We start from the raw sequence: 19058 nt of genomic DNA, 5'->3' as shown, positions 1-19058 counted from the left end.
CTCTGATGTCGTAGGCGATTCAGTTCGACAGGGCGGTGGCCGGGTTCTTCCTCCGTTCATCCTCCGCGTCCCTCGTCCCGTCGCCCTCCGCGTCCCTCGTCCCGCCGTCCTCAGCGGCCGTCGCGCGGGGCGAAGACCGCGAGGGCCGCGGCGTCGCTGTGTCGGGAGCGCAGGTACTCGTCCGCCCAGTCGGCGGCGTCGGGAAAGCCCGACTCGGCCGCCACCCGGGCGCAGGCGGCGTCCACGTCGAAGGGGGTACGCCGCAGGTCCACGCCGGGCCCGAGGAGCGCCCAGAAGGCGCCGGGGCCGCCGTAGGGCATCCCGATGCTGCCCGGGTTGACGATCAGCCGGCGGTCGGCCAGCCGGGTGAACGGCATGTGGGTGTGCCCGCAGACCACCGTTCCCACCTCGGCGGGGACGTCGGCGAGCACCTCCGCCCAGCGTTCCATCCGGGAGTCGACGAGCACGACCTCCTCGTCGTCGCGGGGGGTGGCGTGGCAGAACAACACCGGACCGAGGCCGGCGATCTCCAGGGTGACCGTCAGCGGCAGCGCCGCCAACCGGGCCAGCTGGTCGTCGCGCAGCAGCTCGGCCGCCCAGTTGGAGACGTCGACCGGAGAGAGGTGCCCGGCCCGGGCCTCCACCAGCTCACGGTCGGCGTTGCCGCGCACCCAGCAGGCCCGGTCGCCGAGGTCGGCGAGCAGGTCCAGCACCTCGACCGGCTGCGGGCCGGCCGCGATGTCGCCGGTGAGCACGATCAGGTCGGCGGCGGCGACGTCCGGCTCGGCCAGCACGGCCTCCAGCGCCGGCAGCGCACCATGGATGTCGGAGAGAACGGCGACCCGGTTCAGCATCGCTCCACCGTGCCCACCGGCCCGTGCCGGTGTCCAACGATTCTGCCCCGGGCAGACAGAGCCCGGGGCAGATCAGCCGGGTGCGTCAGACGCGGGCGCGGCGGGCCAGGCGCTCCGGGTCGAGGATGATGATGCTCTTGCCGTCCAGGCGCAGCCACCCACGCGAGGCGAAGTCGGCCAGCGCCTTGTTGACGGTCTCCCGGGAGGCGCCGACGAGCTGGGCGATCTCCTCCTGGGTGAGGTCGTGGGTCACCCGCAGCACGCCGCCGTCGCGGGTGCCGAAGCGGCCGGCCATCTGGAGCAGGTTCTTGGCGACGCGGCCGGGCACGTCCGTGAAGATCAGGTCGGCCAGCGAGTCGTTCGTCCGCCGCAGCCGGCGCGCGAGCACGCGGAGCAGCTGCTCGGCGATCTCCGGCCGGTTGTTCAGCCACGGGCGCAGGGCCTGCTTGCGCAGCCGCACCAGCCGGGTGTCGGTCACCGCGGTAGCGGTCGCCGTGCGGGGGCCGGGGTCGAAGAGCGACAGCTCGCCCACCATGTCCGACGGGCCCATCACCGCGATCAGGTTCTGCCGGCCGTCGGCAGCCCGCCGACCCACCTTGATCTTGCCGGACAGCAGGATGTAGAGACTGTCGCCGGGCTCGCCCTCGTTGAAGACGATCTCGCCCTTGCGGACCTCGAGCGTCTCCATCTCCTTGGCGAGCGCCTCGGCAGCCTCCGGGTCGACGCCCTGGAAGATCCCGCTGCGGGCCAGTACCTCGTCCATCGCGCACCTCCGCCTGCGCGTGCCGTCCGTCGGCCGGGTCCGCCGTCCGCTGATCCCTCGCGCGTCGCCAGTCTAGGCGCACGTGAGCAGCAATCAGAGGTGCACCCCTGGAAACTTGATCGTTGGGCGTAACCTGCCGGGCCTGATCAAGCAGTAAAATCGCGCGCCCTCCCGGACGCCGATCCGGCCCCCGACACCCGGGTCGTAGGGTCACCACGTGCTGAGTGAACCCGTGCTGACCGCCCGCCAGGAGGACGGTCGGGACGTCCCGCTGCTGTTCTGGCGCGCCGACCGCCCGCTGCGCGCGGTCAGTTCCGCGCCGCTGGGCGGCGGGATCGGCGTCCGGCACTGGGTCGTCAACGCGACCGTGCCCATGTCGTACGACCGGGACGACCCCGCCGAACACCTGGCCGAACTGGCCGACCGGCTCGACCTCGACGGGCCCGGGGTGGGCCTGCTGACCGGGGTGGACGTCGCCGAGGTGGTCGCCCGGACGGACACCGGCGTGCGGGCCTGGGCGACGGTCGGCCTGGGCACCCCGGTCCGGGCGGCGGAGCCCGCCCCCGCGGCGCTGGCCCAGCGGGTCGGCACCGTCAACATCGTGGTGTACGTCCCGGCGCGGCTCGGCGACGCCGCCCTCGTCAACGCGGTGGCCACCGCCACCGAGGCGAAGGCGCAGGCGATCGCCGAGTTGGGCGTGCCGGGTACCGGCACCCCGACGGACGCGGTCACCGTGCTCTGCCCGGTCGACGGGCCCGAGTCGGCGTACGGCGGACCGCGCTCCACCTGGGGCGCCCCGCTGGCCCGGGCCGTGCACGCCGCCGTGACGGCCGGCGGGGCGGGCACCGTGGTCCCGTGGTCGGACCGACTGGCGGGCTGAGACTCCGTCCGATCGGCCCTCGTTTCGGCGTTGCCCAGCCGATAAGGTCGCGCTCGATGTACGCTGCCGCCTCCTCTCCGCGTCGCCGGGCCGCACTCGCCCTCGGCGGACTCCTCGCCGTCCTGCTCACCGCCGGCTGTGGAGGTCCCGGGTCCGGGTCCGACGCGGTCTGGCAGCCCGGCGCGGGCGGCGGCAACACCGGCGCCCCGGTCCGCTCCGGCGAGCCCACGAGCACCACCCAGCCCGCCGAGCAGGCGATCTCGCTCTCGGCGACCGGCGACATCATCATGGGCAACGCGCCGAACCGGCTGCCCCCCAACGGCGGGAAGGGCTTCTTCGACTCGGTCGAGAAGGCGCTCGCCGCCGACCTGGTGATGGGCAACCTGGAGGAGCCGCTCACCGTCGACACCGGCACCGGCAAGTGCGGCCCGAACTCGACCCGCTGCTTCCAGTTCCGGGCCCCGCCGGAGTACGCCGCGCACCTGCGCGACGCGGGCTTCGACCTGCTCAACCAGGCCAACAACCACGGCTACGACTTCGGGCCGAGGGGCTACGAGAACACCCAGAAGGCGCTGGAGAAGTACGACCTCGCGCACACCGGGGCGCCCGACCAGATCACGGTGGTCGACGTCAAGGGGGTCAAGGTCGCGGTTGCCGGCTTCTCGTCGTACGTCTGGTCCAACAGCCTCACCGACATCGCCGCCGCGAAGAAGGTGATCACCAAGGCGGCCGGCATGGCCGACATCGTGGTGGTGCAGGTGCACATGGGCGGCGAGGGCTCCGAGAAGACGCGGGTGCGGCCCGGCACCGAGATGTTCCTCGGCGAGAACCGGGGCGACCCGGTCAAGTTCTCGAAGGCGATGATCGACGCCGGGGCGGACCTGATCGTCGGGCACGGCCCGCACGTGCTGCGCGGCATGGAGTTCTACAAGGGCCGGCTGATCGCGTACAGCCTGGGCAACTTCGCCGGCGGAGGCAACTCGCTGAGCAACGCCGGCCGGCTCGGCTGGGGCGGGGTGCTGAAGGTCTCGCTGAAGCCGGACGGGAGCTGGGCCGGCGGCTCGTTCGTCTCCACGTACATGAACTCCATCGGCAAGCCGACCATGGACAAGGACGACCGCGGGCTGGGCCTGATGAAGCAGCTCACCAAGAGCGACTTCCCGGAGACCGGGGCCGACTTCGACGACTCGGGCGCGATCAGCGCGCCGCAGGGCGGCTGACCGGGGCGGCACGGCGCGTGGACCCGGCCGACCGTCGGCCGGGCGACGTAGGCTGGCCGGCGTGACCACGAGTTCCTCCGGCTTCACCGAGACCGACCTCGGGCGCACCCGTCGCGCCCGGCGGATCGGCCGGGCGCTGACCGACACCCACCCTGACGCGCACTGTGAACTGGACCACTCCAACGCCCTGGAGCTGGCCGTCGCGACGATCCTCTCCGCGCAGTGCACGGACAAGAAGGTCAACGAGGTCACCCCGAAGCTCTTCGCCCGCTACCCGAGCGCGGCCGACTACGCGGGGGCGGACCGGACGGAGCTGGAGGAGCTGATCCGGCCCACCGGCTTCTACCGCAACAAGACCGACTCGCTGATCAAGCTCGGCCAGGCCCTCGTGGAGCGGTACGACGGCCGGGTCCCCGGCAAGCTCGCCGACCTGGTGACGCTCCCCGGCATCGGCCGCAAGACCGCCAACGTCATCCTCGGCAACGCCTTCGACGTCCCCGGGATCACCGTCGACACCCACTTCCAGCGGCTGGTCCAGCGCTGGCGGCTGACCGCCGAGACCGACCCCGTCAAGATCGAGCACGCGATCGGGGCGCTCTTCCCCCGGCGCGACTGGACCATGCTGTCGCACCGGATCATCTTCCACGGCCGGCGGGTCTGCCACGCCCGCAAGCCGGCCTGCGGGGCGTGCACCCTGGTGAAGCTGTGCCCGTCGTACGGCACCGGCCCGACCGAGCCGGCGGCGGCCGCGAAGCTGCTCAAGGGCCCCCGGGCCCGGGACCTGGCGGTGGCGGCCGGGGTCGACCCGGAGCTGGTGCCGGTCCAGGCCGTCGTGGCGGAGGCCCCGTGAGCGCGAGGAGTGAGCCGGTGTTGCGAGCCCCGCAGTCGCGAACCGAGGTATCGCCGTGAGCGCGAGGAGTGAGCCGGTCTTGCGAGCCCCGCAGTCGCGAACCACGGTGAACCGATGAGCGCGAGGAGTGAGCCGGTGTTGCGAGCCCCGCAGTCGCGACCGGTGAAGCGCCGGCTCGTCGCCCTGCTCGTACCCGTGCTGCTGGCCGTCGCGGGGTGCACCGCCGGCACCGAGGAGAAGGACCCGGGCCCCACCGACCGGCAGAAGGCCGCCGCGAGCCGGCCGTCGCCCTTCCAGGACTGCTCCGCCCTCGGTACGCCGCCCGCGTCCGCCGCACCCGCCGCCCCGGCCGGGGGCGGGGGCCAGGCGTTGCCCGAGCTGACCCTGAACTGCTTCACCGGCGGCGCCCCGGTCGCCCTGCGCGCCCTGCGCGGCCCGGCGGTGATCAACGTCTGGGCGTCCTGGTGCCCGCCCTGCCGCAAGGAACTGCCCGCCTTCCAGCGGCTCAGCCAGCGGGCCGCCGGCCAGCTCCAGGTGGTCGGGGTCAACAACCAGGACGGCCGCGAGGCGGCCCAGGCCATCGGCGAGGACTTCGGCGTCCGCTTCCCGGTCCTGGTCGACCAGGGTGAGCGCCTGAAGCGGGAGCTGAACCGCAAGGCCATCCCCCTGACCGTCTTCGTCGACGGGCAGGGCCGCATCCGGCACGTGGACTCCAGCGGCGCCCTCGACGACGCCCGGCTGGCGGACCTGGTCCGCCAGCACCTCGGCGTGACGGTGCCGGCGTGAGCCGTCCGACACGCGCGACGGGGCGCGGGGGTGCGGGCACGGGCCACCGGCAGGACGCGGGAGTGTCGGCGTGAACCGGCGTCCGCCGGGCTGGTTCGACCCGCTGCTGACCCGGCTCGGTAGTGCGCGCAGCGAGGACTTCACCCGGCTGGTCACCCCGGAGAGCGGGGGGCGGGAGAGCGCGGTGCTGGTGCTGCTCGGCGAGGAGCCCGGCGCCGGCCCGGACGTGCTGATCCTCCAGCGGGCGGCCACCCTGCGCAACCACGCGGGGCAGCCCGCCTTCCCCGGCGGCGCGGCCGACCCGGAGGACGCCGACGCCCGGGCGACCGCGCTGCGCGAGGCGAACGAGGAGGTCGGCCTCGACCCGACCAGCGTCACCGTCCTGGCGGAGCTGCCGAAGCTCTGGATCCCGGTCAGCGACTTCGTGGTCACCCCGGTGCTCGCCTGGTGGCACGCGCCGCACCCGGTGCATCCCCGGGAGCCGGCCGAGGTGGCGCACGTGGCCCGGCTGCCGGTCGCCGAGCTGGTCGACCCGGCGAACCGGATGCGGGTCCGCCACCCGAGCGGCTGGATCGGCCCGGCCTTCTCGGCGCGCGGGATGCTGGTCTGGGGCTTCACCGCCGGGGTGCTGGCCGCCCTGCTCGACATGGGCGGCTGGGCCCGGCCGTGGCCCCGCGACCGGGTCGTGGACCTGCCGCCGACCGGGGCCACCCCGGCGCCCTCGGCCGGCACCGACGCGGTCGACGAGACCCCGGTGCGCTGACCGGACGGTCACCTTCCGCAAGCGATGGTCATCTCGCGAGCCCGGTGCCCGTACGCTTGACGCGTGTCCGCCGTGGATCTCGTACTGCTGCTGCTCATGCTCGTGTTCGCGATCAGCGGATACCGCCAGGGCTTCGTCATCGGGGTGCTGTCGTTCTCCGGCTTCTTCCTGGGCGCGTTGGTGGGCCTCCAACTGGGGCCGCTGCTGGCACAGCAGTTCGTCGACAGCGGCACCCGGGTGCTGATCTCCCTGGTGGCGATCTTCGGGCTGGCGGTGGTCGGCCAGGCGCTCGCCGGCTGGCTCGGTTCGCACCTGCGCAAGACGATCACCAATGACGTGGCCAAGCGGGTCGACGACGTCGGCGGGGCGTTCGTCTCGCTCTTCGCCGTGCTGCTGGTCGCCTGGCTCGTCGCGGTGCCGCTCGGCTCGTCGTCGCTGCCCTGGCTGGCCTCGTCGGTGCGCAACAGTGCGCTGCTCACGGTGGTCGACCGGGTCCTGCCCGACCAGGCGCAGCAGCTCTCCACGGCGCTGCGGGACACCGTCGACACCAACGGCTTCCCCGACGTCTTCGGCGACCTCGCGCCCACCCGCGCCCGTCAGGTGTCCCCGCCGGATCCGGCGCTCGCCGGCTCGCAGGTGGTGGTCAACAGCCAGCGTTCGGTGGTCAAGGTGCTCGGCTCCGCCCCGAGCTGCTCGCGCCGGATCGAGGGCTCCGGCTTCGTCTACGCCGACGACCGGGTGATGACCAACGCGCACGTCGTCGCCGGGACCCGGTCCACCGTCGTCGAGCTGAACGGCGAGCGGTACGACAGCAAGGTGGTCGTCTACGACCCCGACCGGGACCTGGCCGTCCTGCACGTGCCGGGGCTGCCCGGCCCGTCGATGCGGTTCGCCGCCGGCAACGCGGGCAGCGGCGCGGACGCGATCGTGCTGGGCTTCCCGCTCGACGGGCCGTACAACGCCCAGTCCGCGCGGATCCGGGACGTCAACCGGATCACCGGGCCCGACATCTATTCCGGCGGCAACGTGACCCGGGAGGTCTACACGATCCGGGCGCTCGTGCAGAGCGGCAACTCCGGGGGCCCGCTGGTCTCGTCGAACGGGCTGGTGCTCGGGGTGATCTTCGCGGCGGTGGCCGACGATCCGAACACCGGCTTCGCGGTGACCGCGGCCGAGGCCCGCCCGGTGGCCCTCGCCGGCGCCGAGCGCACCCGCGCCGTCGGCACCGGCGAGTGCACCTGACCGGTCAGCTCCCCGTACCCGCCGCCGGCCCGTGACCCGTGGGCGGCGCCGGGCGGCCCGGCGGGTCGGCCCGCCAGACGGTGAGGGCGGCGGCGGTCGCGGCCACCACGGCCGCGCCGAGCAGCCAGCCGGCCAGCACGTCGCTGGTCCAGTGCACGCCGAGGGCCACCCGGCTGAACCCGGTCACCAGGGCGAGCAGCAGGGCGGCCGTCCACACCACCCGGCGCCCGGCCGGCCGGGCGTACGGGAGGAACACCACCAGCAGCACCCCGGCCGCGAGGGCGGCGTTGAGCGCGTGCCCGGACGGGAAGGCCAGGCCGGGCGCCTCGGCCACCGGGTCCGGCAGGTCCGGCCGGGGCCGGCCGACGAGCAGCTTGAGCAGCGGGCTGAGCAGGCCGCCGACCGTCATGGTGACGGCCACCCAGACCGCCAGCTGCCGGGCACCCCGGCGGACCAGCCAGAGGACCAGGACCAGGGCGCCGACGCGCAGCGGCATCGGGGCGAACACGTCGGTCCAGAGGGTCATCAGGCGTACCCACGCCGGGTGGTCGGCGGCGTAGCCGACCAGCGTGTCGGTGACCGCCGTGTCCAGCCGGCGCAGCGGGGACCAGTCCCCCAGGACCAGGACGGCCAGCAGCGTGAACGGCACCGCCACCAGGAACGCGGCCGCCGCGGCGAGGGTCAGCCGCAGACCCCGGGCGTGGTCCGGGTGCAGGCGGCGGCCCCGCCACGAGGAGCGCGGCGGGGCGGTGAGCGTACGCGGGCCGGACGGGCTCATGACCGTGCACCTACCCGGGACGCGGCCCGGTCAGACCCGATCCGGGGCGTCCACCCGGGGCCGGTTGCCCGGTCGGGGCGCCGGCGGTTCCTCCCGCGAGGGCGACGACGACCGGGCCGGCCGGTCAGGGCGCCGGCGGGCGACGCCACGTCCCGGTGCTGCGCCGGGGCGAGGCCAGCGGGGTCCACTGGCGGAACCGGCGCACCATCAACGCGGCCCCGGTCAGCAGGGCGACGAAGAACGCGGCCCCGGTCCACAGCTGCTCCGGAGTGGTCTCCTCCTGCGCGCCCGCCGGCTGCGCCGCCCACCGGGACTGCTGGCGCGGCACCGTGAAGCCGCGCGGGTCGCCGCCGACCCCCGCGACGTCGGGCTGCGTCGCCCCCGGGGCCGGGCCGAAACCGACCACGCCCGGCGAGGACTCGTCGTCCAGTGGGTTGCGGCCCACGGGGCTCACCTCGGCGTCCAGCGCGGCGACCGGGTTCACCATGCCGTACCCGAAACGGTCGTCCCGGCCGGTGGGGCCGATGTCGCGGGCGGTGGCGAGCAGCCGGTTGACGACGTCGCCGGCGGACATCTCCGGGTAGCGGGCCCGCACCAGCGCGGCGGTGGCGGCGACCAGCGGCGCCGCGAAGCTGGTGCCCTGCACCCGCCAGTAGCCGCCCGGCCGGGCCCCGACCAGGCCGGTCGCGGGGGCGGTGAGCACGGTGGCCCGCCCGGTGATCGAACCCGACCAGAGGTTGTCGCTGTCGCGCTCCGACCCGGCGACCGCGATGACGCCCGGCTCGCGGGCCGGGTACCAGACCTTCGCGTTGGACGAGTTGCCCAGGTTGCCGGTGCAGGCGACCACGACGACGTCCCGGGCGAAGGCGTAGTCGAGCGCCGCCGCCAGGGCGGGGCTGTCGCCGCTGCCGCCGAGGGACAGGTTGATCACGCGGGCGCCGTTGTCGACGGCCCAGCGCACGCCCTTCGCGACGATCAGGGCGTCGTCGTAGCGGTTCTCGGCGTCGAGGACGCGCACCGGGAGGATCCGGGCGTCCGGCGCCAGGCCGACGGCCCCCCGCGCGTCGTCGTTGCGGCCGGCGATCAGCCCGGCCACGGTGGTGCCGTGGCCGACCGGATCGGGGTCGCCGGCGGCACCCCGGGGCGCGACCAGGTCGAGGCCGGGCAGCACCTGGCCGGCCAGGTCGGGATGGGCGGCGTCCACGCCGGAGTCGATCACCGCGACGGTGACCCCCCGCCCGGTCGAGCTGCGCCACGCGGTCTTCGCCTGCAACACGTCGAGCTGCCACTGCTCGTCGCGGACCTGGTCGGGGCGGTTCTTGCTGTCGGGCGCCGCGAGCGCCACCGGGACGACGACGGCCGGCGGGTCGAGGACCGGCCGGGCGGCGGGCTGCGGAGAGGCGGCGTCGGCCGCCGTGACCGGACCCGCGACCGACACGACGGCGGCCGCCAGACCGAGCAACGTACGTCCGGCGATCCGCCGAGCCGCTGGCGGACAGCTGTGCCGCACGGTCGTCACATCCTCAGGGATTCATCACGACGCAAACATGACGATCGGAGATTACCGGTTCCTCGCCGCCTTGCGGGGCGTTCCCGGGACACCGGTCACGGCGGCGGCAGATGGGCCAACTGGACGAGGCGTACGCCCTCGCGCCTGGTGACCAGCCGGCCGCGCCCCGGGGGCAGCGGACCGGGCCGGACCGGGCCGACCAGCGCCCCCTCCTCCGGGCTGCCCGCCATCACCAGCCCCGAGGTGGAGAGCTCCCGCAGGCGCTGCACGAGCGGCTCGTACTGGGCCCGTCCGGCGCCGCCCGAGCGGCGGGCGAGCACCAGGTGCAGCCCGACGTCCCGGGCGTGCGGCAGGTGCTCCTCCAGGGCGCGCAGCGGGTTGGACGGCCCGCCGGCGACCAGGTCGTAGTCGTCGACCAGCACGAACAGTTCCGGCCCGGACCACCACGACCGCTGCCGCAGCTGCGCGGGCGTGACGTCGGGCCCGGGCACCCGCCCCGCCATGTAGCCGGCGGCGGACTCGACCAGGTCGGTGGTGTGCGCCGCGGCGGAGCCGTAGCCGATCAGGTGCGGCGACGCCGATTCGGTCAGGTCCACCAGGCTGCGGCGGTAGTCGACCAGGATGACCCGGGCCTGCTCCGGGGTGAACCGGGTCATGATCGAGGTGGCCAGCGCGCGCAGGAACGACGACTTGCCGCACTCGGCGTCGCCGAAGACCACGAAGTGCGGCTCGGTGCCGAAGTCCAGCACCACCGGGCGCAGGTCCGCCTCGGCGATCCCCACCGGGATGCGCAGTCCGGTGGCCGCGGCCAGGTCCAGCTCGGCGTACGGGAGCACCGGCGGGAGCAGCCGCACCGGGGGCGCGACCGGGCCGGCCCAGCCCCCGGCGGACTGCTTGACCAGATCCGTGGTGTCCCCGCCGGAGGCGGCGAGCTGCGGCAGCGCGGTGAGGAAGTGCAGGCTCTCCGCCGTGACGCCCCGGCCGGGGGTCTTCTCCGGCACGTTCGCCGCCGCCCGGCGGGCCACCAGCGAGTCGGCCGGGTCGCCGAGGCGCAGCTCCAGCCGGGAACCGAAGAGGTCCCGGATCGCCGGCCGGAAGTCCAGCCAACGCACCGCCGTCGCCACCACGTGCACCCCGTACGACAGCCCCCGGGTGGCCAGGTCGGTGATGAGGGGCTCCAGGTCGTCGTACTCGCCGCGCAGCGTGGCCCAACCGTCCACCACCAGGAACACGTCGCCGAACGGGTCGGCCCCGGGCTGGCCGGTGCCCGCGAGCGCGGCCCGGCGCTGCCGCCAGGCGGCCATCGACTCCACGCCCAGCTCGGCGAAGCGCTGTTCCCGGTCGACCAGCAGGGTCGCGATCTCGCCGACCGTACGCCGGACGGCCGTCGGGTCGGCGCGGCCGGTGACCCCGCCGACGTGCGGCAGGTCGCGCAGCGCGGCCAGCCCGCCGCCGCCGAAGTCGAGGCAGTAGACCTGTACCTCGGCCGGGGTGTGGGTGAGCGCCAGGGCGCAGATCAGCGTGCGCAGCGCGGTCGACTTGCCGCTCTGCGGGCCGCCGACCACCGCGACGTGGCCGGCGGCGCCGTCCAGCGCCAGCCAGAGCGCGTCGCGGCGCTGCTCGAAGGGCCTGTCGACGACCGCGACCGGCACCTGGAGCGCGCCGTGCAGCTCCGGGTTGCCGAAGGTGAGACCGCGCGCCGGGTCCACGCCGACCGGCCCGAGCAGCTCGTCCAGCGCGGGCGCCCGGCCGAGCGGGGGCAGCCAGACCTGGTGGGCCGGCGGCCCCTGCCCGGCGAGCCGGTCGACCATCAGCTCCAGCAGGCTCTCCGTGCCGCCCTCGTCGGCCGTCGCGGGCAGGGCGGGCGGCCCGACCGGCTCCGGCTTGGGCACGAGGTGGGTGGAGAAGGCGAGCAGGCGCGGGGCCCCGGTGCCGCCCGCGCCGGGCGCCGCACCGCGCCGGCGCAGCGCCCCCGAGACGTACGCGGCCTTGAACCGCACCAGCGGCTCGGTGCCGAAGCGCAGGTAGCCGTGGCCGGGGGAGCGGGGCAGCTCGTGCGCGTCCGGCACCCCGAGCACCGTGCGGGACTCCAGCGCCGAGAAGGTCCGCAGCCCGATCCGGTACGACAGGTGGGTGTCGAGTCCGCGCAGCCGCCCCTCCTCCAACCGCTGGCTCGCCAGCAGCAGGTGCACGCCGAGCGACCGGCCCAGCCGGCCGATCTGCACGAACAGGTCGATGAAGTCGGGCTTGGCCGAGAGCAGCTCGGAGAACTCGTCGCAGATCAGCAGCAGCGACGGCAGCGGGGCGAGCGGGGTGCCGGCGGCGCGCGCCCGCTCGTAGTCGCGCAGGCTCGCGAAGTTGCCGGCCCGGCGCAGCAGCTCCTGGCGGCGGACCAGCTCGCCGTTGATGGCGTCGACCATCCGGTCGACCAGCGGCAGCGCGTCGGCCAGGTTGGTGATCACCGCGGCGGTGTGCGGCAGCCGGTCGAACGAGGCGAAGGTCGCGCCGCCCTTGAAGTCGATCAGTACGAAGTTGAGCTGCTCCGAGCTGTGCGTGGCGGCCAGCCCGAGCACCAGCGTGCGCAGCAGCTCGGACTTGCCGGAGCCGGTCGCCCCGATCAGCAGGCCGTGCGGCCCCATCCCGTCCTGCGCCGACTCCTTGAGGTCCAGCTCGATGGCGCCGCCGTCGGTGCCCACCCCGATCGGCACCCGCAGCCGCTCCCGGGCGGACCGGGGCGCCCACCCCTGCTCGGCGGTGAAGCTCTCCGGGTCGCCGAGACCGAGCAGCTCGGGCAGGCCCAGCTCCGCGCCCGGCGGGGCGTCCGGGCCGCGTGCCGCCGTGGCCAGCCGCAGCGGGGCCAGCCGTCGGGCGACGGCCTCCGCGTCGACGAGGTCCAGCCGGTCCGCCGTACCGACCTCGGCGTGCCCGTCGGCGGAGTGGGAGTGCAGCCGACCCCCGCGCAGCTCCAGCAGCAGCGCGAACCGGTCCAGCAGGCGCGGCGGCGGGGTGTCCAGGTCGATGATCGTGACCGCGTCGATGCCGCCGTCGCCGGTCAGGTCGGTGGCGCCGGTCAGGTCGCCCCCGTCGAGCACCACCACCACGTGCGGGCCGTCGGTGGCCGGGCCGGCGGGGCTGAACCGGGACCGGCTGGCCAGCACCTCGTCCAGCAGCCCCTCCAGCTCGACCCCCGCGCTGGTGACCAGCCGGACCGGGCCGAGCGCGTCGGTGCGGGTGGGGTGGTGGGCGTGCGGCAGCCACTTGACCCACTCCCAGGCGGCCCGCCGTTCCGGCCCGGCGCAGACGGCGACGAGCAGCTCGTCCGGGGCGTGGAAGACCGCGAGCTGGGCGAGCATCGCCCGGGCCAGGGCCTGGGCGGCGGGTCCGTCGCCGTCGTCGGCCGGGCCGGCGGCCCGTACGAAGACGCGGGCGAAGCTGCGCAGGGAGAGCGCCACCGGCAGGTCCGGCACCACGGAGTACGCGTCCAGGAACCGGCGCAGCGAGCCGGCGGTCATCGGTTCCAGCTCCTCCAGCGGGCGGGTGACCGGGGGGACCAGCGGGGTGGCGAGGGTCTGCGGGCCGACGGCGACCCGGACCACCCCGAAGTCGGGGTCGGTGGGGCGGCGTTCCCAGACCCGGTGGCTGTCGACGGTCGACCAGAGCCGGCCGGGATCCGGGTGCCGGTAGTAGAGCCCGGCACGCTGCTGCCCGGCGGTCTGCCGGACCCGGCGCCGCAGCACGGTCAGGTGCCGCAGGTAGTCCCGCCGGGCGGCCATCATCTCCGACTTCTTCGGTGTGCCGGAGGCGCTGCCCCACGAGGTCACCAGCATGGCCAGCGAGGAGAGCCCGAACATCCCGCCGACCACGTACGAGTAGGCGCCCCCGCCGCGGCCGAACATCATCGCCATCGCCACGGTGCCGCCGAGCATGGGCAGCACCATGAGCAGCTGCTGCCAGCGCCCGCCGGCCACGGCGGGGATCTCCGGCGGCGCGTCCACCGGCAGCTCACCCACCGGGATCTCCGGCGCCGGTCGGCGGGGCGGCCGCTTGATGACGACAGTGGACACTCGACCTCCTGACAGCGCTCGGTAACCCGAGCCTGGCTCATGGTAGGTAAAGTCCTGTCGTCCGCGCAGCCACCAATCCCGCCGAACATGGAGATCAGTCGATGACGATCGGGCTGGCCCGGGTCACCATCAGCGCCCCCCAGCGGCGGGTCGACGTCGCACTGCCCGAGCAGGTGCCCCTGGCCGAGCTGCTGCCCGAGGTGCTGCGGCACGCCGGCGAGGGGCTCGCCGACGACGGCGAGCGGCACGGCGGCTGGGTGCTGCGGCGCACCGACGGCGCGGTGCTGACCACCGCCCAGGCCCTGCTGCCGCAGGGGGTCCGCGACGGCGAGGTGCTGCACCTCGTGCCGGCCCGCGCGCAGTGGCCCGAGCTGGAGTACGACGACGTGGTCGAGGCGATCGCCGACGGCGCCCGGCGGCGCGGCGGGGCGTGGTCACCCGCCGCCACCCGGGCCGCCGCCCTCGCCGGGGCCGCCGTGCCGCTGGCCGTCGGGCTGCTCGCCGTGACGGCCGGCGGTCCGGCGTACGGGTCGGCCTGGCCGGCCGCCGCCGTGGTGGCGCTCCTGCTCACCCTCGCCGGGGTGGTGGCGTCCCGCGCCCACGCGGACGGGGCCGCCGGCGCGACCCTGGGCGGCTACGCCCTGCCGTACGCGGCGGCGGCGGGCGCCCTGGCGGTCAGCTCCGGCGATCCGGTCGGGCCGGTCCCGGGGCTGCGCTGGGTCGGCGCGCCCGAGCTGCTCGCCGGGTCGGTGGCGCTGCTGCTGGTGTCGGTGCTCGGGCTGGTCGGCGTCGCCACCCGGCTGCGGGTCTTCGTGGCGGGCGCCACCGCCGGGTTCGTGGGCGCGCTGGCGGCCCTCGGCGGACTGCTGCTCAGCCCGGCCGGCACGGCGGCGATTCTGCTCTGCGTGCTGGTCTTCGCCGTGGGGGCGGTGCCGCTGCTGGCCATCCGGCTCGGGAAGGTGCCGCTGCCCCCGATCACCCTGCCCACCGGCGAGCCGGGCGACGCCGACCGGGTCCGCGACCTGCCGGACCGGGACCGGGTCTACGCGGCGGTGGCCCGCACCGAGGAGATGCTCACCGGGATGCTGCTCGGGCACGCCGTGCTGGCGGTCGCCGCCGCGGTGGTGCTGGGCCTCTCCGGCGGGACGGCCGGCCGGCTGCTGGTGGCGGTGGCCGCGGCCGTGCTGTTGCTCCGCTCCCGGCTGTTCGTGTCCCTGCGCCATCGGGTGCCGACCGTCGTCGCCGGCCTCGCCGGGTACGCCGTGCTGGGCGCCGTGCTCGTCGGGCGCTCCGGCCCGACCGGCCGCCTCACGCTGGTCGTCGGCGGGCTGGCGCTGGCCCTGGTGGCGGTGGTCGCCGGCACCACGTACGCCCGCCGCCCGGTCTCCCCGTACGTCGGCCGGATCGCGGACCTGGCCGACACCGCCCTGGTGGTGTCGGTGGTGCCCGTCGCCTGCGCGGTGCTCGACCTGTACGAACGGGCCCGGGGGCTGCTCGGCTGAGCGGCCCCCGGGCCCGTCGGTGGTCTGTGCCGGGTCAGTGCGTGGACTCGCCGCGCGCCTCGGCGTCCCGGGCGCGCTGGTACGACGCCACGATCTCCGCCTCGGCCTCGATCCGCCCCACCCACGTGGCGCCCTCGACCGACTTGCCGGGCTCCAGGTCCTTGTAGACCTCGAAGAAGTGCTGGATCTCCAGCCGGTCGAACTCGCCGAGGTGGTGGATGTCGCGCAGGTGCTCCTGGCGCGGGTCCTCGTAGGGCACGCAGAGGACCTTGTCGTCGCCGCCCTTCTCGTCCGTCATCCGGAACATGCCGATGGTGCGGCACCGGATCAGGCAGCCCGGGAAGGTGGGCTCGGGGACCAGCACGAGCGCGTCCAGCGGGTCGCCGTCCTCGCCCAGTGTCCCCTCGATGAAGCCGTAGTCGGCCGGGTACTGCGTGGAGGTGAAGAGGGTACGGTCCAGCCGGATCCGGCCGGTCGCGTGGTCGACCTCGTACTTGTTGCGGTGACCCTTGGGGATCTCAACCGTCACGTCGAAATCCATCTGCACGCTCCCTCGTTTGCCCACGCTGGCCAACGGAAACCAGCGGCACGCCGCTCCCGCACGGGTGAATGCCCACCCGCGGGCTCCGGCCGCCGCATAGTGTTCGGACCGAAGTAGTGTCACCCAAGCAGATTTTCACGGGGCGAGGAGGGGGCCGTGGGGAGGGAAGATTCACACTACCGTCCGGATGCCGACGCTGGACGGGGTACCGGGGGATCTGCTTCCGGCGAGGCGACCGGGCGGTTCCCGGTGCCCGACGCCTATCTTCCCCACCCGCCCGCGTCCCCGGGCGACCCTGCCCTGACGCGGGTCCCGTCCCCGGGCAACGACGCCCCGGCCGGTGCCGACGCCATGACCGGTCCTGACGGTCCGACGGGTCCCGGTGCCTCGGCCGGTCCGGGCGCCCCGGGCGGCCAGCCCGGCGCAACGGGCCCGACCGGCGCGGCCGGTCCGGATGCCTCGTCGGGCTCGACCGACCTCTGGGCCGCCGCCGCGAACCGACCCGCCAGCGGTCCATCCGGCCCCGGCGGTCCATCCGGCCCCGGCGGCCCGGACGGCCCCGCCGTGTCGCCCGCGCCGGCCTCTCGCCGCCGCCGGACCCTGCCCGTCGTGCTGGCTGCGGTGCTCGTGCTGGTGCTGGCCGCCGTCGGGATCGCCGTGGTCCGTCCGGGACCGGTGGCGGACTGGCTGGGCACCGAGCCCGCCGAGCGGGGGGCCGCCGAGACGGCGGCGGAACCGGCGCCCGTGGCGGTGCTGGCCGGCGCGGACGCGAACGCCCCGATGCCCACCCCCGAGGGTGTACGCGCCGCGCTCGCCCCCCTCGTCGGCGTGCCCGCCCTCGGCGACCGGGTCCACGTCTCGGTGGCCGACGTGACCACCGGCCAGCCGCTCTTCGGCCGGGGCGAGGACGACGGCACGGTGCCCGCCTCGGTGACCAAGCTGGTCACCGGGGTCACGGTGCTCGCCGCGCGTGGTCCGGCGTACCGCATCCCGACCCGGGCGGTGGCCGGCGCGTCCCCGGGCGAGGTGGTGATCGTCGGCGGCGGGGACCCCACGCTGGCGGTCGACAAGAACGGCTTCTACCCGGGCGCGGCTCGCCTGGACGACCTCGCCAACCAGGTGCGGGACGCCCTCGCCGGCACGAAGCCGACGAAGGTGACGGTCGACTCGTCGCTCTACTCCGGTCCGCTCTTCGAGCCGGGCTGGGACGACGACATCCCCACCGGCGGCTACGGCGGGGCGATCTCGGCGCTGATGACCGACGGGGCCCGCAGCGACGTGACCCGCGCGAAGAAGGACGAGGCGGCCGGCAACCACTGGGCCGAGCGGGTGTCCCAGCCCGACCTCGCGGCCGGCAGGGCCTTCGCCAGGCTGCTCGGCGTGCCGGCCGGTGCGGTTGCCCGCGGCACCGCCCCCGCCGGCTCCACCCCCGCTGCCGACGCGGGCACCACCCCCGCGGCCGCCCCGGGGCCCGGCGCGGAGCTGGGCAGGGTGGAGTCGCTGCCGATGGTCCGGCTGGTCGACATCATGATCAGCGACAGCGACAACATCGTCGCCGAGGCGCTGGCCCGGCAGGTCGCGTTGGCCCGCAACCAGCCGGCCTCGTTCGCCGGCGCCGGGGCGGCGATGGACGCCGTGGCCGGGGAGCTCGGCCTGCCGGCCGACGAACTCACCCTCGCCGACGGTAGTGGCCTGTCGCGCAGCAACCGGATCAGCCCCTCGCTGCTTACCGACCTGATCGCGCTCGCCGGCGACGGCAGCCGCCCCGAGCTGGCCGCGATCTTCGGCGGCCTGCCCGTCGCCGACTGGTCCGGCACCCTCGCCGACCGCTACGAGACGGCGGCGACGAAGGCCGGCGCCGGGGTGGTCCGGGCCAAGACCGGTACCTTGACCAAGGTGCACGCCGTCGCCGGCCTGGTCAGCACTGCCGACGGTCGGCTGCTCACCTTCGCCGTGCTCACCGACGCGGTGCCCCCCGACGGGCTGACGGCCGCCCGGGGGGCGCTGGACCAGATCGGCGCCGCCCTGGCCGGCTGCGGCTGCCGCTGACCGCCGCCGGGCGGGACGGGTGCCGCACGCCGGCCTGGACGGGACCGGCGACGTGCGCCGGGCCTGGGCGGGATCGGCGTCACGTAGTGCCGGGGCCGGACGGGGACCGCGTCGGGCGGGACGGGCGTCGCTCGCCGGGCGCGAGCCCGGGCCGGGGTGTCGCGGCGCGGGTACGGTGGGGTGCATGGCGCAGTTCGTGGACTGGGATCTGGCCGCCGCGACCGCGGGGGCGCTGAGCAAGTCGGGCCCCCGGGTTTCGTACACCGAGGCCACCGACGTGGTCAGTGACCTGCGGCGGTTGACCGACGAGGCGGCGGGGCACGTCGCGGACTACACGGGTCTCCGCTCGCAGGTGTCGCACCCGCCCGTGCGGGTGGTGGACCGGCGGGACTGGGCGGCGACCAACATCGCCGGGCTGCGCGAGGTGATCACCCCCCTGGTCGGCCGGCTCACCAAGGACAAGCAGCCAAGCGCGCTGACAGAGGCGATCGGCTCCCGGGTCACCGGCGTGCAGGCCGGCACCGTGCTGGCCTACCTCTCCGGCCGGGTCCTCGGCCAGTACGAGGTCTTCTCCGCCGACCCGGGGCAGTTGCTGCTGGTCGCGCCGAACATCGTCGAGGTGGAGCGCAAGCTCGGGGCCGACCCGCGCGACTTCCGGCTCTGGGTCTGCCTGCACGAGGTGACCCACCGCACCCAGTTCACCGCCGTGCCGTGGATGCGGGCGTACTTCCTCAGCGAGGTGCAGGCCTTCGTGGACGCGTCGTCCAGCGGCGGCGAGCACCTGCTGGAGCGGCTGCGCCGGGGCGTCGCCACGCTCTCGGACGCGGTGAAGGACCCGGAGAGCCGCACCAGCGTGCTGGACATCGTCCAGACCCCGGGGCAGCGGGCCGTGCTGGACCGGCTCACCGCGCTGATGACCCTGCTGGAGGGGCACGCCGAGTTCGTCATGGACGGCGTCGGCCCGCAGGTCGTCCCGAGCGTGGATCGGATCCGGGCGGCGTTCAACCGGCGCCGGGAGGCCGGCAACCCGCTGGAGAAGGCCATCCGCCGGCTGCTCGGCATCGAGGTCAAGATGCGTCAGTACGCCGAGGGCCGCAAGTTCGTGCACGGCGTCGTGGACCGGGTAGGCATGGCGGGCTTCAACAAGATCTTCGACTCGCCGCTCACCCTGCCCCGGCTGGAGGAGCTGGGAGACCCGGACGCCTGGGTGGCGCGGGTGCACGGGCCGGTCGGCCCGGCCCCGACCGCCGGCTGAC

15 protein-coding genes are annotated in these 19058 nt (G+C 75.3%); 9 read left to right on the top strand and 6 right to left on the bottom strand.

Translation table 11 applies throughout. The features are described from left to right. Positions 1 to 110: 110 nt before the first annotated feature. Positions 111 to 854 (bottom strand): metallophosphoesterase family protein, encoded by a 744-nt coding sequence (locus OG989_RS05395; protein WP_327029853.1) that lies wholly within the window; start codon positions 852 to 854, stop codon positions 111 to 113. An 85-nt stretch (positions 855 to 939) separates the two neighbouring features. Beyond that, positions 940 to 1617: a Crp/Fnr family transcriptional regulator gene (locus OG989_RS05390; protein ID WP_089003062.1), complete on the bottom strand. Its 678-nt coding sequence runs from the start codon at positions 1615 to 1617 to the stop codon at positions 940 to 942. A gap of 217 nt (positions 1618 to 1834) precedes the next feature. On the opposite strand from OG989_RS05390, the gene OG989_RS05385 reads away from it, so the two are divergent. The 6 genes from OG989_RS05385 to OG989_RS05360 all read left to right on the top strand — a co-directional run bounded on the left by OG989_RS05385 (position 1835) and on the right by OG989_RS05360 (position 7358). Then, positions 1835 to 2497 carry an adenosylcobinamide amidohydrolase gene (locus OG989_RS05385; protein ID WP_327029852.1) on the top strand — a complete coding sequence of 221 codons (663 nt, stop codon included), beginning with the start codon at positions 1835 to 1837 and terminating at the stop codon, positions 2495 to 2497. A gap of 56 nt (positions 2498 to 2553) precedes the next feature. Further along, on the top strand, positions 2554 to 3717 hold the full coding sequence (locus tag OG989_RS05380) for a CapA family protein (RefSeq protein WP_327029851.1): 1164 nt from the start codon (positions 2554 to 2556) through the stop codon (positions 3715 to 3717). 61 nt (positions 3718 to 3778) lie between these two features. Then, positions 3779 to 4567: an endonuclease III gene (gene nth / locus OG989_RS05375; protein ID WP_151455804.1), complete on the top strand. Its 789-nt coding sequence runs from the start codon at positions 3779 to 3781 to the stop codon at positions 4565 to 4567. 162 nt (positions 4568 to 4729) lie between these two features. Continuing rightward, entirely contained in the window at positions 4730 to 5353 is a 624-nt protein-coding gene (locus OG989_RS05370; protein WP_327031115.1) for a TlpA family protein disulfide reductase, read from the top strand. Between the two features lie 70 nt (positions 5354 to 5423). Beyond that, positions 5424 to 6116 carry an NUDIX hydrolase gene (locus tag OG989_RS05365; RefSeq protein ID WP_151455805.1) on the top strand — a complete coding sequence of 231 codons (693 nt, stop codon included), beginning with the start codon at positions 5424 to 5426 and terminating at the stop codon, positions 6114 to 6116. Between the two features lie 63 nt (positions 6117 to 6179). Continuing rightward, positions 6180 to 7358 carry a MarP family serine protease gene (locus OG989_RS05360; protein ID WP_151455806.1) on the top strand — a complete coding sequence of 393 codons (1179 nt, stop codon included), beginning with the start codon at positions 6180 to 6182 and terminating at the stop codon, positions 7356 to 7358. A 4-nt stretch (positions 7359 to 7362) separates the two neighbouring features. Here OG989_RS05360 and OG989_RS05355 read toward each other — a convergent pair whose 3' ends face one another. The 3 genes from OG989_RS05355 to eccCa all read right to left on the bottom strand — a co-directional run bounded on the left by OG989_RS05355 (position 7363) and on the right by eccCa (position 13710). Further along, a complete protein-coding gene (locus tag OG989_RS05355) occupies positions 7363 to 8136 on the bottom strand; it encodes a phosphatase PAP2 family protein (protein WP_327029850.1) in 774 nt (257 codons plus the stop codon). A gap of 124 nt (positions 8137 to 8260) precedes the next feature. Continuing rightward, positions 8261 to 9655, bottom strand: a complete 1395-nt coding sequence (gene mycP, locus OG989_RS05350) for a type VII secretion-associated serine protease mycosin (protein WP_442791910.1) — start codon at positions 9653 to 9655, stop codon at positions 8261 to 8263. Between the two features lie 86 nt (positions 9656 to 9741). Further along, a complete protein-coding gene (gene eccCa / locus OG989_RS05345; RefSeq protein ID WP_327029849.1) occupies positions 9742 to 13710 on the bottom strand; it encodes a type VII secretion protein EccCa in 3969 nt (1322 codons plus the stop codon). Positions 13711 to 13811: 101 nt separating this feature from the next. On the opposite strand from eccCa, the gene eccD reads away from it, so the two are divergent. Next, on the top strand, positions 13812 to 15212 hold the full coding sequence (gene eccD, locus OG989_RS05340) for a type VII secretion integral membrane protein EccD (protein WP_327029848.1): 1401 nt from the start codon (positions 13812 to 13814) through the stop codon (positions 15210 to 15212). A 34-nt stretch (positions 15213 to 15246) separates the two neighbouring features. On the opposite strand, the gene OG989_RS05335 is transcribed toward eccD, so the two are convergent. Continuing rightward, complete coding sequence (locus tag OG989_RS05335; protein ID WP_151455811.1) at positions 15247 to 15753, bottom strand: inorganic diphosphatase; 507 nt, start codon at positions 15751 to 15753, stop codon at positions 15247 to 15249. A gap of 351 nt (positions 15754 to 16104) precedes the next feature. Between OG989_RS05335 and dacB the strand changes: the two genes are divergently transcribed. Together dacB and OG989_RS05325 are read left to right on the top strand one after the other, a co-directional pair. Beyond that, a complete protein-coding gene (gene dacB, locus OG989_RS05330) occupies positions 16105 to 17802 on the top strand; it encodes a D-alanyl-D-alanine carboxypeptidase/D-alanyl-D-alanine endopeptidase (RefSeq protein WP_327029847.1) in 1698 nt (565 codons plus the stop codon). 184 nt (positions 17803 to 17986) lie between these two features. Then, positions 17987 to 19057, top strand: a complete 1071-nt coding sequence (locus tag OG989_RS05325) for a zinc-dependent metalloprotease (protein WP_151457677.1) — start codon at positions 17987 to 17989, stop codon at positions 19055 to 19057. Position 19058 lies beyond the last annotated feature (1 nt).

Source organism: Micromonospora sp. NBC_01740, from assembly GCF_035920365.1.
In the GTDB taxonomy this organism is placed as follows: Bacteria; Actinomycetota; Actinomycetes; order Mycobacteriales; family Micromonosporaceae; genus Micromonospora; species Micromonospora reichwaldensis.
The sequence above is the reverse complement of the archived record's forward strand: the minus strand, read 5'-3'. Positions and strand labels throughout refer to the sequence as shown.

Excerpts from the sequence above, each read along its gene's own strand:
- OG989_RS05395 (WP_327029853.1), bottom strand. The coding sequence starts at position 854 with ATGCTGAACCGGGTCGCCGTTCTCTCCGACATCCATGGTGCGCTGCCG.
- OG989_RS05390 (WP_089003062.1), bottom strand. The coding sequence starts at position 1,617 with ATGGACGAGGTACTGGCCCGCAGCGGGATCTTCCAGGGCGTCGACCCG.
- OG989_RS05380 (WP_327029851.1), top strand. The coding sequence starts at position 2,554 with ATGTACGCTGCCGCCTCCTCTCCGCGTCGCCGGGCCGCACTCGCCCTC.
- OG989_RS05355 (WP_327029850.1), bottom strand. The coding sequence starts at position 8,136 with ATGAGCCCGTCCGGCCCGCGTACGCTCACCGCCCCGCCGCGCTCCTCG.
- eccD (WP_327029848.1), top strand. The coding sequence starts at position 13,812 with ATGACGATCGGGCTGGCCCGGGTCACCATCAGCGCCCCCCAGCGGCGG.
- OG989_RS05335 (WP_151455811.1), bottom strand. The coding sequence starts at position 15,753 with ATGGATTTCGACGTGACGGTTGAGATCCCCAAGGGTCACCGCAACAAG.
- dacB (WP_327029847.1), top strand. The coding sequence starts at position 16,105 with ATGACCGGTCCTGACGGTCCGACGGGTCCCGGTGCCTCGGCCGGTCCG.
- OG989_RS05325 (WP_151457677.1), top strand. The coding sequence starts at position 17,987 with ATGGCGCAGTTCGTGGACTGGGATCTGGCCGCCGCGACCGCGGGGGCG.